12 protein-coding genes are annotated in these 13,873 nt (G+C 58.4%); 3 read left to right on the forward strand and 9 right to left on the reverse strand.

From position 1 onward, the window contains the following. Nucleotides 1-406 precede the first annotated feature (406 nt). The 8 genes from Q1A59_RS06805 to nusA form a co-directional block, all read right to left on the reverse strand. The gene (locus Q1A59_RS06805; protein ID WP_299644523.1) at nt 407-1,633 is read right to left on the reverse strand and encodes a DHHA1 domain-containing protein; all 1,227 of its coding nucleotides are present in this window, start codon (nt 1,631-1,633) and stop codon (nt 407-409) included. Between the two features lie 145 nt (nt 1,634-1,778). After that, nucleotides 1,779-2,657: a tRNA pseudouridine(55) synthase TruB gene (truB, locus tag Q1A59_RS06810; RefSeq protein ID WP_298405999.1), complete on the reverse strand. Its 879-nt coding sequence runs from the start codon at nt 2,655-2,657 to the stop codon at nt 1,779-1,781. Further along, the gene (locus tag Q1A59_RS06815; protein WP_298406001.1) at nt 2,650-3,654 is read right to left on the reverse strand and encodes a bifunctional oligoribonuclease/PAP phosphatase NrnA; all 1,005 of its coding nucleotides are present in this window, start codon (nt 3,652-3,654) and stop codon (nt 2,650-2,652) included. The genes truB and Q1A59_RS06815 overlap by 8 nt, the downstream gene beginning before the upstream one ends. Further along, nucleotides 3,651-4,271, reverse strand: a complete 621-nt coding sequence (locus tag Q1A59_RS06820) for a class I SAM-dependent methyltransferase (RefSeq protein WP_298406003.1) — start codon at nt 4,269-4,271, stop codon at nt 3,651-3,653. Before Q1A59_RS06820 ends, Q1A59_RS06815 begins: the two co-directional genes overlap by 4 nt. Then, a complete protein-coding gene (gene rbfA / locus Q1A59_RS06825) occupies nt 4,258-4,641 on the reverse strand; it encodes a 30S ribosome-binding factor RbfA (protein ID WP_298406005.1) in 384 nt (127 codons plus the stop codon). Before rbfA ends, Q1A59_RS06820 begins: the two co-directional genes overlap by 14 nt. Before the next feature lie 71 nt (nt 4,642-4,712). Then, nucleotides 4,713-6,926: a translation initiation factor IF-2 gene (gene infB, locus Q1A59_RS06830; RefSeq protein ID WP_298483035.1), complete on the reverse strand. Its 2,214-nt coding sequence runs from the start codon at nt 6,924-6,926 to the stop codon at nt 4,713-4,715. 127 nt (nt 6,927-7,053) lie between these two features. Then, the gene (locus tag Q1A59_RS06835) at nt 7,054-7,380 is read right to left on the reverse strand and encodes an RNase P modulator RnpM (protein WP_298406009.1); all 327 of its coding nucleotides are present in this window, start codon (nt 7,378-7,380) and stop codon (nt 7,054-7,056) included. A 4-nt stretch (nt 7,381-7,384) separates the two neighbouring features. After that, nucleotides 7,385-8,713: a transcription termination factor NusA gene (nusA, locus tag Q1A59_RS06840; protein WP_299644528.1), complete on the reverse strand. Its 1,329-nt coding sequence runs from the start codon at nt 8,711-8,713 to the stop codon at nt 7,385-7,387. Nucleotides 8,714-9,102: 389 nt separating this feature from the next. Between nusA and Q1A59_RS06845 the strand changes: the two genes are divergently transcribed. Further along, a complete protein-coding gene (locus Q1A59_RS06845) occupies nt 9,103-9,945 on the forward strand; it encodes a hypothetical protein (RefSeq protein ID WP_298406013.1) in 843 nt (280 codons plus the stop codon). Between the two features lie 71 nt (nt 9,946-10,016). After that, complete coding sequence (gene gyrB / locus Q1A59_RS06850) at nt 10,017-11,927, forward strand: DNA topoisomerase (ATP-hydrolyzing) subunit B (RefSeq protein ID WP_298406016.1); 1,911 nt, start codon at nt 10,017-10,019, stop codon at nt 11,925-11,927. Nucleotides 11,928-11,989: 62 nt separating this feature from the next. Here gyrB and Q1A59_RS06855 read toward each other — a convergent pair whose 3' ends face one another. Further along, nucleotides 11,990-12,967, reverse strand: a complete 978-nt coding sequence (locus Q1A59_RS06855; RefSeq protein ID WP_299644531.1) for a DUF4349 domain-containing protein — start codon at nt 12,965-12,967, stop codon at nt 11,990-11,992. Between the two features lie 177 nt (nt 12,968-13,144). On the opposite strand from Q1A59_RS06855, the gene Q1A59_RS06860 reads away from it, so the two are divergent. Then, nucleotides 13,145-13,873, forward strand: a 729-nt coding sequence (locus Q1A59_RS06860; protein WP_299644534.1) for a DUF3352 domain-containing protein, incomplete at its 3' end; no start/stop codon positions are given.

Consider the following 13,873-nt stretch of genomic DNA (forward strand, 5'->3'; position numbering starts at 1 on the left):
GGGGGCCCTCCCCCACAAGGGGGGCCCTCCCCCACAAGGGGGGCCCTCCCCCACAAGGGGGGCCCTCCCCCACAAGGGGGGAGGGCTACAGATACTACAGATACCGGATACGGGGGGAGGGCGACGGATACGGGGGGATACCCCCCACCCCCAGCCCCTCCCCCACGAGGGGGGAGGGGGGAGGGCGACGGACTACGGACGGCGTTGGGTGATGCAGTGGTCGCGTGGGCCCTCCCCCACGAGGGGGGAGGGCGACGGCGACGGCGACGGGGGGATATGTCATTACACGGTATACGTAGAGACGTTGCAGTGCAACGTCTCTACATGATTGCGTGTCTACATGATTGCGTGGTATGGATAGCCGTCATTGCACGAACCCACAGCGCCTTGTATCAACCCTCCCTCTCTACCCGTGACTAGCCCGTTCACGCATCGCCGCTATCGCTGCCGCCAATGCCGCCGGTTGCCCGCCGCCGCCTTGAGCCAAACGGGCCTGACCACCACCACGCCCACCCAATACAACCATCCCTGCCGCCAGTACATCGCGTGCATCAACAGCAGTGTCAGGATGGCAGGCCACGACCACCTGCACCCGCTCTTCACCGCCAGCGATGATCGCAATGCCACCGGGCAGCTCAGCGATGAAGTTGGCAATGGTGCGCAGCCGTTCAATGGTGGCCGTGGGCAGCGTAGCCGTCACAATGCGCCGACCATTGCTCTCCGGTGTCTGCGCGTACCATTGTGCCGCGCGCAGCGCATCGAGCTCGCGTTGAGTTTGCGCCAGTTCGCGTTGCAGGGCCTGCTGCGTCTCTTGCAAGCGAGACACCGCAGTCGGCAACTCGGCCCATCCTACACTCAGCGTTGCCGCCGCGGCTCGGGTCGCCGCATCACGTTCGTGCAGCGCTGCAATCACTCGCCTGCCGCAGACAAACTCAACCCGAATCATACCGCGCTGCCGCGACCACCCCAACACTGCAATTGCACCCACTTCACCGCTGCGTGCTGGGTGGGTGCCACCGCACGCCGAATGGTCAATGTCGCCGATGCTGACCACCCGCACATTGTTGCTGACTGCCGGCGGCTTGCGTAACGGGATACGATCGAGTTCGTCTGGCGACACAAACCGAGCCTGCACTGGCAAATTCCGCCAGACCGCCGTATTCGCCCATGCTTCAGCCGCGCGCACCTGCGCTTCGCTAAGCTCGTTCACCGCTAGATCAATGGTCACACTGCGTTCACTGAGGTGAAACGAAACCGTTGGCGCATTGCAAGTGGCGATGAAGGCAGCGGTTAAGATGTGCTGGCCGCAATGCTGCTGCATGTGATCAAACCGGCGTTCCCAATCGATCTGACCGGTAACGGCCATACCTCCTTCTGGCCAGCTATCGCTCGCCGCGAGCAGATGCCAGACTGTGCCATTGTCGCTCTGCACATCAACCACTTCCCAACGATGCGGTACAGTGGTGGCGGATAACCAACCTCGGTCAGCCGGCTGACCACCCCCTTCTGGGTAAAATGCGCTGCGATCGAGCGCCAGCGCCGGATGGCTATTGCGTTTAGCGACCGCAATGACCTGCGCAGTAAACTCGGTAAGGTATGGGTTATCGTAGTAGAGGCGAAGGGTTTCGTTCATGGGTTGAGTAGGGTTTCAAAGATATGGCCATTAATAAGCTTATTGATAATAGCAGAAATGCGGCAGTTCCACTGCCGCACACTGTAGTTGCATCCCGTTCTATATTGCCGTAGTCGAACCGCCGCCACTCCCCAACCCCTGCTTCCTATTCCCCTGCAAACACCTTCACCGGCTGCCAACGCGCACCATTACGCCGGAGCAAGGCAATCAGACGGCCAGCGGGATCGTGGGCGCGAGCGCAGTGTTCAGTACCATCGTGCGCCGGTATCGCTATACCATGCCGCACTCGGCGGGCATCGGCTTCATTGAGCTGAAGGATTGGCCAATCGAGGACGACCGTTTCTGGCGGTAACAGGTGCTGGATCACCACTGAACGGTCGGTCAGTGTGGCGAGCGGTACGGCCCGTTCGAGCCGAAATGGGCCGACGAAGGTGCGTTGCAAGGCAGCCAGATGCGCGCCACAACCCAACGTAGCGCCAATATCGCGGGCCAGCGCGCGAATGTAGACGCCTTTGCCGCACTCAACTGCAATCGTCAGATCGGGCGGCGTCCACGCCAGCAACTCGAGCCGGTCGATCTGCACCCGGCGCGGCGCGAGGGTAACGTCGTTGCCGGAGCGAGCTAGGGCGTAGGCCCGTTGACCATCGATATGGAGGGCAGAAAAGACCGGCGGCTGTTGCAGAATGTCACCACGAAACCGGTCGAGCACTGCGTCAAGCTCACTCGTTGTCAATGCTGGTACCGGTTTGGTCGCGAGTGTCTCGCCCTCGGCGTCATCGGTGGTAGTCTGCACTCCCAGCCGCACCACTCCCACATAGCCTTTACGCGCCTCTACCAGTTGATCGATCAAGCGGGTGGCGCTGCCTAAAGCCACCGGTAACACCCCCGTAGCTGCCGGATCGAGCGTCCCGGCATGGCCTACCTTCACCGTCCGCCCCACCAACCGGCGTACCCGTGCCACTACGTCGTGTGAGGTCAGACCAATTGGCTTATCAACCGCCAAAAATCCAATCAGCTCAGCCATGATTCTGTCGCTCTACCGCTTGTCGTAACGCTGGCAACACCGCTGCCACTGCTGCGTCTAGCCTCATCTGCAACGTCGCCCCTGCCGCTTGCCGGTGGCCACCACCACCCCATATCCGAGCAACCGCAGCTACATCAACGCCGGGCACCGAACGTAAACTCACCTTGACCGTACCGTCAGGGCGCTCACGGAAGAGAACACACGCGCGCATACCAGCCACCCGCTGCAACCGGCTCACGGTATCATCAGTCGCCTGCTCCTCGGCGCCAGCGGCGCGCAACATCTCCTGTGTCACCACTGTCCAGAAGATGCCATCTTCCTGCTGCAAATGGGCCATCGCCATGCCAGTCAAGCGCAAGGTCGCCGGCGGGATCGAGAAAAAGACCGCATCAATCACCCGCTGCTTATCGGCCCCAGCCTCAAGCAACATCGCTGCGCGGCGCAGCGTTGCCGGGTTGACGTTCGGGGTCTGAAAACTTTGGGTATCGGTCATCATACCCAAAAACAGACACGTTGCCGCGTCAGGTGAGAGCGGCCATGCCAGTGCCGCAAACAGATCGACCAGCACCTCGGCACACGAAGGCTCTTGCGCGCGAATCAGGCTGACTGTTCCACCGCCATCGTTGGTTGCATGATGATCGACAATAATTAGTGGACGGGACGTCAACACTGCCTGATGTTCATCATAGATTGCGCCAGCGCGTGACAGATGGGCGACATCAACCATCCAGATCAAATCGCACTCTGGCAGGTCCTCGCCTGAGTGATAGACGCGCAGCGCATCATAACCGGGCAACACGGCGCAATAGTTAAGCGGCGGCGACGACGCTAAAGCGATGGTCTCTTTGCCCAACGCGCGCAAGACATGCATCGTGCCCAGCAACGAACCGATCGCGTCACCATCAGGATTAACGTGACTGAGGAGCAAAATACGCTGCGCGCCAGCCAGCGCATCGCGGATCGGGCCGGCGGCCTGTTGCGGATCAGCGTAGATCATAACCCTCCGGTAGTAGACGCCGGCGCCACAATCCGGTACACCGAATGGCCGGCACGCTTCTTCACCTCTTTCAGGCGCAGATTGTGGCGCGGCCCCAGCCGCGGAATGAGATGGTTCAAACCACTCACCACCACAAACCAATACTCGCCGCCGGGACGCAACTGGCGCAACGGTGCAAGCACAAATTCATGTTCAATTGCGTAATCGCCGATTTTAGCCGGAATATTTGAGACGATCAAATCGTAGGGGCCGGGTGGCGCATCGCTCAAGCCCACACTCCCCAACACGCGCACATTCGGCGTCGCGTTGAGTTCGGCGTTGTGGCGCGCATACCGCACCGCCAGCAGATCTTTATCAACGAGGGTCACATCAGCGTGGGGAAAGCGGCGGGCAAGGCAAATCCCGATTACACCGCAGCCGCAGCCAAGGTCGAGGATGCGCTGCGGGTTGGGTTGCGCCGGTTCAATCAGACGCAACAGCAGATCGGTGCCTTCATCGACTTGAAATGACGAAAAGATAGTATGGCCCACATCGAACGCAAACTGCTGGCCACGCAACGAATAGGCAATCCGCTTCTTATAATATGGATCGAACGGGACGGCATCACTGCTCATCATCGAGTTTGGGCGGATTAACCAGCCGCTCGTGCTGGATTTCGCGGAACACCTGCTCAAGGTGCATACTGTAATCAAGCGATGTGTCTTGGATAAGGCGCAATTCAGGAATAAAGCGCATATAGCCCATCTCATCGGCCAGTCGTTTGCGCAAAAAGCCACGGGCATGGTTAAGAGCAGCCATAGTCGCCTCACGCTCTTCCGGCGTGCCCATCACTGAAATATACACTTTCGCATGCTGCAAATCGGCGCTCACTTCAACACGAGTCACCGTAGCAAATCCAACCCGCGGATCTTTCAATTCTTTCTGAATCACCTCGCCGAGGATGCGTTGCATCGTATCGGCTACTTGTTGCAAGCGTTGTTTTGACATATCTCATCCTACCTTATACAGGCACCGCGCGCTGTGTCCTTTCGGCAGCATAGCACGCGGTGCTCTGCCACTCACAACGTCGCCGCCACCTGCTCTTGACGATAGAACTCAAGCGCATCACCGGCTTCGATGTCATTAAAGCCTTCCACAATCAAACCACACTCGTAACCGGCAGTCACCTCACGCACATCGTCCTTGAAGCGCTTAAGCGACGAAATCTTGCCGTCGTGGATCACCACACCACGGCGCAACACGCGCACATTCTGGCCGGTGCGAGTAATCTTACCGTCGGTAACATAGACGCCGGCGACAATCTCGCGAGTCGGTAAACGGAAGGTCGTGCGCACTTCGGCATAGCCCTCAACCACCTCTTTGAAGGTCGGTGCGAGCATACCGGCCATTGCCTTCTTCAAATCATCTTGCAGTTGGTAGATGATATTGTAGAAGCGAATATCAATCCCGTGCTGCTCGGCGTGGCGACGAGCCGCCGGGTCAGGTCGGGCATTAAAGCCGATGATAATCGCGTGGCTAGCCAAAGCAAGGTTGACATCACCCTCGGTAATTGCACCCACGCCCCGGTGGATGATGCGCGTCTGCACTTCGCTCTGCGACTGGTTCAACTGCTCGATCAAATGCGCGATTGCATCAAGCGACCCCTGCACATCAGCCTTCAAGATCAGGTTCAGTTCCTTCACCTGACCCTGCTTCACCTTGCCAAACAGCTCTTCAAGGCTGGTACCACGGGCGCTGGCCGCCATTGCCTCAGCGCGCTGCTGACGCTGGCGCTGCAAAGCGATTTCACGCGCCACCACCAGATCGTCCATCACCTGCAAGATATCGCCAGCCTGTGGCACCCCTTCCAGACCGACAATCTCAACCGGCGTCGAGGGTTCGGCGTGGCGCAGACGCTTGCCGCTATCGCTAAACATCGACTTGATCTTACCGGCGACGCTACCTACCAGTACATTATCTTCGAGATGGAGCGTGCCATTCTGGATCAACACCGTCGCTACCGGGCCACGGTTCTTATCGAGCTTCGCCTCGATAATCGTTCCCACTGCCGGCGCATTGGGGTTCGCGCGCAGATCTTCAAGATCGGCCACCAGCAAAATCATCTCCAACAAGCCATCGATATTAATCTTCTGGCGGGCCGAAACGTGAACGCACGGCACATTGCCGCCGTATTCCTCAACAATCACATCAATCGCCGCCAACTGCTGCTTAATCCGGTCAGGGTTCGCCGTTGGCAGATCGATCTTATTAATCGCCACAATCATCGGCACCCCAGCGGCCTTGACGTGAGCAATCGCCTCTTCAGTCTGCGGCTTCACGCCATCGTCGGCGGCCACCACCAGTACGACAATATCGGTCACCTGAGCGCCGCGGGCGCGCATCGCAGTGAACGCCTCGTGGCCGGGTGTATCGAGGAAGGTAATCTTACGATGGTTAACCTCAATTTGATAAGCGCCGATATGCTGGGTAATCCCACCGGCCTCACCCTCAGCCACACGAGTCGACCGAATCGCATCGAGCAACTTCGTCTTGCCGTGGTCAACGTGGCCCATAATCGTCACCACTGGCGGACGCGGACGCATCTCTTCCGGTGGTTGGGACTTCAACACCTCTTTAATATTTTCGACAATGCCCGCCATTTGTTCGGGCACAATCTCAGTCGTTTCAATACCAAAATCGCTAATAATTAACGCTGCCGTCTCATAATCAATCTGCTGATTGATATTCGCGATCATCCCGGCCTTCAGCATCGCCTTCAGAATATCAGCAGCGCCAATTCCGGTCGCTTCTGACAATTCGCGCACTGTCATAATCGGCGGCAACGCCACCGGGCCGCGCGGACGCACTACGGGACGGGCCGGCGGCGGTGTTTGCGGACGGCGCAGGGCGCTATCGCGCTCGCGCTCTTCGGGTTGCGGACGGCCACGAGACTGCTGCGAGCGGCCACTGCGGGCATTCGAGCTACCACGGGCCGGCGCAGGCGGAGGAGCGCTGCCGCCACGAGGCGTTGGAGCGCCACCGCTCCGAGGGCCACCGGTAGCCGGCGGCGCACCGCGCCCAGACGACGCCGGCGACGAGCCGCGCCCAGAGGGCGCCGGACGACCGGATGACTGATTCGCCGGTGGACGGTTCCCCCCTGCCGGCGGGTTCGAGTTACGGCCAGCACCGCTCGCCGGCGCACCATTTGTCGTTCGGCTGCCACCCGGCTGGCCGGCGCTACGACCACTGCCCGTTCCCGTACCGCCTGTATCGCGTCGTGGTTTATCACTCATTATCTACTCCCTTTCTGGGGAGAGCATCGCTCAAGCGGACGTTCTCCCATTAAGCTTAGGCGCACGAACATCAACGGCGCCGGCGGCAGCAAGCTTTCAGCAAGGTGCCAATGCAGCCGAACACTTCTCAAGAAGACGCCGTTGACATCGTCTCCTGAAGCAATTGCCGCCCCATCTGTTCAATCATCGCCCGGTCATCGGGATGTAGCGCGGCAATCTTCAACGCGCGTTCCACCGCGTGGCGGCGCAAAGCCTGTGACCAGCACTCAGGGTTGTGGCAAAGGTACGCTCCACGTCCGGGCCGCTTACCGGTCGGATCGATCGCTACCCGCCCCGTTGCATCGCGCACCAAGCGGATCAATGCGCGCTTGGCGTCGCTCTGCCGGCAAACAATACACGTGCGTTGCGGCACATGGCGCGGACGCACCACCCCAGACGTGACTTTGGCCGCCATCGCCTCACTCCTCATCGGGCGAAGCCTGCCCGCCTTCCAGCAAGATGTAGGAAGCGAACAGGCGATCGTTGTAGTAAATAAAGATCTTCTGCGAGGTTGCCCGTACCTGTACCGTCTGGCCAACTAGATCATTGCCCAGTGGGCCATAGCGATGACCGCGATAGCGGATCGTGCCATCGGCCTGCACCACCCGCTGTTCAACCGGCGCGCTCGCCAATTCGGCCTCGATCGCCATCTGTTCGGCTTCAGCTTCAGCACGCGCTTCAGCCGCCGCCCGCTCCTCTTCAAGCAAGGCTGTAGCACTCTTGATATCGATCCGCCAGCCGGTCAGCTTGGCCGCCAACCGCACATTCTGGCCTTCCTTGCCGATCGCCAACGACAATTGCTTATCGGGCACAATTACCAGCGCGGTATGGTCGTGATCATGCAGATGCACCTCCACCACTTGCGCCGGCGAGAGCGCATTAGCAATATACTCGCGTGGATCGGATGACCACTGCACAACATCGATCTTCTCGCCATTCAGCTCGTTCACGATATTCTGAATGCGGATGCCGCGCATCCCCACGCACGACCCAACCGGATCGATCCCCTCTTGGCGAGCGGCGACAGCGACCTTGGTGCGCAGACCGGGTTCGCGCGCCACCGACTTAATCTCAACCGCACCGTTGTAAATCTCCGGCACTTCCATCTCAAACAGGCGGTTGATCAAATTCTTGTGCGCGCGCGAGGCGATCAAACGCGGGCCGCGATCATCCTTCTTTACCTCAACCAACAACACCTTCAGGCGCTGACCGTGGTAGTAGCGATCGTTCGCAACCTGCTCCTTGGGCGGAATAACGGCCTCGGCTTTACCTAGTTCGAGGATGACATTGCCGCGCGGGCCATTATTGCGCTGCACGGTAGCGGTCAGCAACTCACCCTCACGATTCTCAAACTCGCTATAGACATAATTCCGCTCGATCTCTTTAATTCCCTGCAAAACCACCTGCTTGGCGGTTTGAGCCGCGATCCGGCCAAAATCGCGCGGCGTGCTCTCGACCAGCACCGTCTCGCCAATCTGAGCATCGGGCTTGATCCGGCGCGCAGCCTCGAGATCGATCTCAAATCGCTCGTCGTACACCTCGTCAACCACCTGTTTTTCGGCGTAGACCCGCGCCACCCCGCTCACCGGATCGAGCTTCACCATCACCTCAACGGTCGGCGGGTTGGGACCGAGCAGGCGTTTATACGCGCTGACCAACGCGCGCTCCATCACATCAATGATGGCTTCTTTCGGAATACCGCGTTCGGATGCAATCTGAGAAATCGCCGCGTAAAAATCGCTTTTCATCGCTATAACTCGCCTGACAATAAGAAAAGTGGGTATGACCCACTTTCCACTCGAACAATGCAGACTGCTGCGCCAGACCGCTGCAACAGCAGCGGAAGCGGCTTTCTAGCGGTACTCACAGACGGTTCATCGCGCTTCCCTGAACGGCCTGATGAGACTGTCGCCCATTTCGACAGCAGCGAGTGTCAAGCAGGCGGTTGCCCATGCCCACGGTTGAGGCAACCTGACTCTACACGTCAAGTATATCACCACCGATCGGCTTTTGCAAACCGTTTTTGAACGGATTTTCGCCCCATCAATCGAACATGCGTGCGAAAATCAGCAATGCCAGCGGGCGATCTGTGGTATAATAGCGTGTGATGATGCGAGCAACCATTCGAGCGAAACGCATGCGCCAACCATTCTATGTTATTGACGCCTTGGCTGCCGGTTATGCCACTGTTCACCGCCAGCCATTCATATTGCTCTTCTCAATTGGGTTGAGCGCATACCTCTGGCTCGGCAGTGCGATCACCTTGGCACTCCACCCAGCCAGCGACCAGAGCATCATGGCGCAGTGGCTCGGCACCTTACACGCAATTGATGCGCGCACTCTGCTCGTGTTTACGAATCTGATCCCGCTCCTCACACCGGGGGCGGAGGCAATCACCCCACCGCCGTTGATACTCTCAGGCGGGCAATTTGGGTTAGCGGTGATTGGGTTAAACGCCGTTGCGCTCGCGCTCAGCAGCATCTTTCTGGCATCGCTCCGCCAACTGATGCACCAAGAGCGGCCATGGCTGCGAACAACGTTAGCGCAAAGCGTCGCGATCGGCATCCGGCTCACCGGCGCAATTGGTATTGGGCTTGGCATCTTGGCGCCGCTGCTCGCGCTCACCATTGCGATAGTATCGATCATGCCAGCGATAACGCCATTCTTCTTCACCAGTTGGATCGCGCTTGGTCTGATCGGGCTGATCATCTTTGGCTTCACGCCAGAGATTATTACGCTCCAGCGACACGGGCCACTCGCTGCATTGCGGGCAAGTTGGCAATTCGCCCGCCAGCGCTGGTTTTCGATCGCCACCTTTCTAGCGATTTGCACCGTGATTGAATTTGGATTCGGCTATCTCTGGCGGGCAATGGCCAGCCAACCGGGTTGGCTGGCGCCGGCTATTGTTGGCAACGCCTATATCGGCAGCGGCATCCGCGCCGCACGCTTGCAGTTTTACCAGTATCACGCCAAGATGTAACGCCAAAACCGTTCTTTACGAACCGAGGCGCGCCGAGCGCTCCGCTATATCTTGCTTAAGGAACACAAACGATGACGAACGAGACTCCGGCAACCTACGACGAAAGCCAGATTCAGGTGCTGGAAGGCATGGAAGCCGTCCGCAAGCGCCCCGGCATGTATATCGGTCCCACCGACATCAACGGCCTGCACACCATGGTGCGCGAGGTGGTTGATAACTCGGTGGATGAGGTCATGGCCGGGCGCGCGACCAGCGTCAGCGTCACGATTCACCGCGACGGGTCGGTGACGGTGAGCGATGACGGCTCTGGCATTCCGGTCGGGATTCATCCCAAAGAAGGCATTAGCACCCTCACGCTAGTCATGACCCGCTTGCACGCTGGCGGCAAGTTTGGCAGCGGTGGCTACAAGGTCTCATCCGGCTTGCACGGCGTCGGCGTGTCGGCAGTCAATGCCCTCTCGTCGTATATGCGGGTGGATGTCTACCGCAATGGCCGCCACTACTATCAAGAGTACCGGGCCGGCGTACCGGTAACTGATGTGATCGATCTCGAACCGACCGACCGCCACGGCACCACCACTCGCTTTCTACCCGATACGTCGATCATCCAAACCCTCGACTATAACTTCGATACGCTGGCCCAACGCTTCCGCGAGATGAGCTATCTCAACAAGGGACTGCGGTTTAAATTTGTTGATGAGCGCACTAACCGTGAACTCAATTTTTATTTCGAGGGTGGGATTGTCTCGTATGTCCGTCATCTCAACAAAGATAAGACCGTTTTGCACCGTCAGCCGTTTTATGTCGAGCGAGTAGTTGATGAGGTGATGGTTGAGATAGCGTTGCAGTACACCGATTCGTTCGACACGGATAACGTCTACACCTTCGCCAACAATATCAACAACTCGGATGGCGGCTCCCACCTGTCGGGTTTCCGTACTGCGTTGACGCGCGTGATAAACACCTATGCCCGTGCCAAAGGGTTGCTGAAAGAGAATGAAAGCAATCTCACCGGTGACGATGTACGCGAGGGCTTGACGGCGGTCATTAGTGTCAAACTGAAAGACCCCCAGTTCTCATCGCAAACCAAAGAGAAGTTGGTCAGCCCCGAAGCGGCTAGCGCAGTGGCGACGGTTTTCGGCGACGCCTTCAGCGCATGGCTCGACGAGAACCCTACCGAGGCGCGGCGGATTATCGAGAAGGCGATTTCGGCGGCCCGCACCCGCCTTGCCGTGCAGAAGGTGCGCGAGACGGCGCGTAAGAGCGCGATGGAAGGCTTTTCACTGCCCGGCAAGCTGGCTGACTGCTCAGACCCCAATCCGGCCCGCTGCGAGCTATATATCGTCGAGGGTGATAGCGCCGGCGGCACCGCTAAGCAGGGGCGCGATCGCCGCTTTCAGGCGATTCTGCCGCTGCGCGGCAAGATTCTGAACGTCGAGAAGAGCCGGCTTGACCGTATGCTGTCGAATGCTGAGGTGCGGGCATTGATTACCGCTATCGGCGCCTCGATTGGCGATCAGTTTGATCTGAGCAAGCTGCGCTATCACCGCATCTTCCTGATGACCGACGCTGATGTGGATGGTAGCCATATTCGCACGCTCTTGCTGACGTTCTTTTTCCGCCATATGCGCCCGCTCATCACTAACGGCCACCTCTTCATCGCCCAACCGCCGCTCTACCGGATCAAGCACGGGCGCGAGCAGGTCTATACCTATTCTGACGCCGAGCGAGACGCTTACCTAAGCAAGTTGCCGCCCGGCACTAAAGTTGAAATCCAGCGTTACAAAGGGCTGGGTGAAATGAACGCTGAGCAGCTCTGGGAAACGACGATGAACCCGCAGAACCGGGTGATCTTGCAGGTGACGCTAGAAGACGCGGCTCGCGCCGATGAGACGTTCACGATGCTGATGGGTGATCTGGTGCCACCACGTCGCCGGTTTATTCAGACCCACGCCAACGAGGTAGTGGAGCTAGACATTTGATACGTTGAACGGGGCGACGTGGGTGTCGCCCCACCAATGACCGCCAGTCTGCTTGTGAAAGATTATCGAGTATCTGATGAGTGAGAGGCTAGTCGCTGTTCGCGGTACAACATTTTCTGCCCCACTCGCCAGAACCAGATGATCAACAGTAGCAGGATTAACCAGACGGGTGACCAGACCGCTATCACTATCAGTGAGGTGAGAATACTCTGAAAGAACGCTAGTACAAGCTCGATCTGCTGGCTTAGCACTGTACCCGGATCCCATTCCGCTTTCGGCTCTGCTTTGGACGATGCAGCAAATGGATGAAGCTCGACAGTTATTGTCGAGTAATTTGTATTCTGTTCGAGATAGCGCATGCGACCTTTCACCTGCTCGATCCGGCCCTGTACCTCGCTGATAGCCTGATGGACGCGCAGCGTCTCTTCGAGCGTGCCAGACCGTTCGAGCAAGGCATTGAGCCGCTCGCGGGTCGCCTCAAGGTTACGCAACTGCGATTCTAGATCGACATATTGCTCGGTAACATCCTCGCCATCAACTGCACGGCTGATCACCCGCTTTGCGATCCCCTCAGCATCGGATAACACCCGCTCGAAGCGCTCGGAAGGCACACGGAACGAGATGTACGACGTTTTGCGCTCACCTTCGCCACTTGTGCGCACGCGCAATAGATAGCCGCCGGCCCGATCAACAATAGTGCGCAGTTGCGCCTCGGCGTGATCAACCGACTCAACCTCCATCGCCAGATGTGCGGTCAGAATGACCATTCGCGAGCCGTACTGCAATTGGTTCCCTTCAGCCGGCGCATTGGCACTATCGCCACTCGCCTCAAGACCCGTATGTGCCGCCGGAACAACCGCTTCCACTGGCGCCGCCTCTCCCGCCCCACCGCTCACCAGCGCGCCTTGTGGTGGCACCCTCAACGCCGCTCCGCTTTCAACCCCAGTAGCATGCTCCGGTGGCGCTGTTTGAACCGACGCACCGCACGCCGCCAGCACAAACGCCGCTGCCACCATCATGATCATCACCAGCCGTGCCATACGATACTCCCTCGAACCTGAGAATCTGCTGATAACCGGTGTTTGATGATAGCAACGGCACAGAGCGGGATTTGGTTCCCGGTCGAATGATGAAACTTTTCCTCACGACATACGTAAGGAAGAACAGGTAAGGTATTCCCTTCTACAACCGGTTCATTTTCGCCAAGGAGGAAATTCATGACCGCACCCGACCCGTTTTCATTACCACCCGCGCCAACCGTTACGCGCCGTAGCAGCAACACGCTGTTAATTATTGGTGGCATCACTGTAGGCGTACTCTTGATAGTAATCGGCGCTAGCGCGCTAGCTTTCAATCTCCTCTTTCAACGGGCAAGTGCGATCCCCGAATTATTACCGGCGGAAACCCAACTCTACGCCGCGATTACGCCTAATCTGAGCGATCTACCCAACATTAACCGGTTACAGCAAGCTTTCCCCGAAACCTTCGACTATCAAAACACCGACGAAACCGCCGATTTTCTACAAGAACGCTTCGGCGTAACGTTTGCTGACGACATCGCGCCATGGATCGGCCCCGAAGCAGCGGTAGCCGTCTACGGATTACCGATCGATCAGCTTGGCCGCGCCATAAGCGAATCGACCAATCCATTCAACCCGCCAGCAACGCTCGACCCGTTGGAAGATGTTGACCTCAGCAACGCCAATGTGCTGCTGATCGTAGCGACCCGCGATCAACGCGCCGCGCAAGCCTTCCTTGACAAACAACGCACCTTCCGCGAAGGGCAAGGCGAGCGTTTTACCAACAGTACAACCGGCGGCGTAACTATCTATGCCAGCGAGAGCGATGAAACGCCGTTCGCCGCTTTTGCGCTAGCGCGGAATATGGTAGTTTTTGCCAACAACGCGGCTAGCATCATGAAACTGATTGAGCAACGCAGCGAGAGC

Source organism: uncultured Chloroflexus sp. (assembly GCF_937951745.1).
GTDB lineage: Bacteria > Chloroflexota > Chloroflexia > Chloroflexales > Chloroflexaceae > Chloroflexus.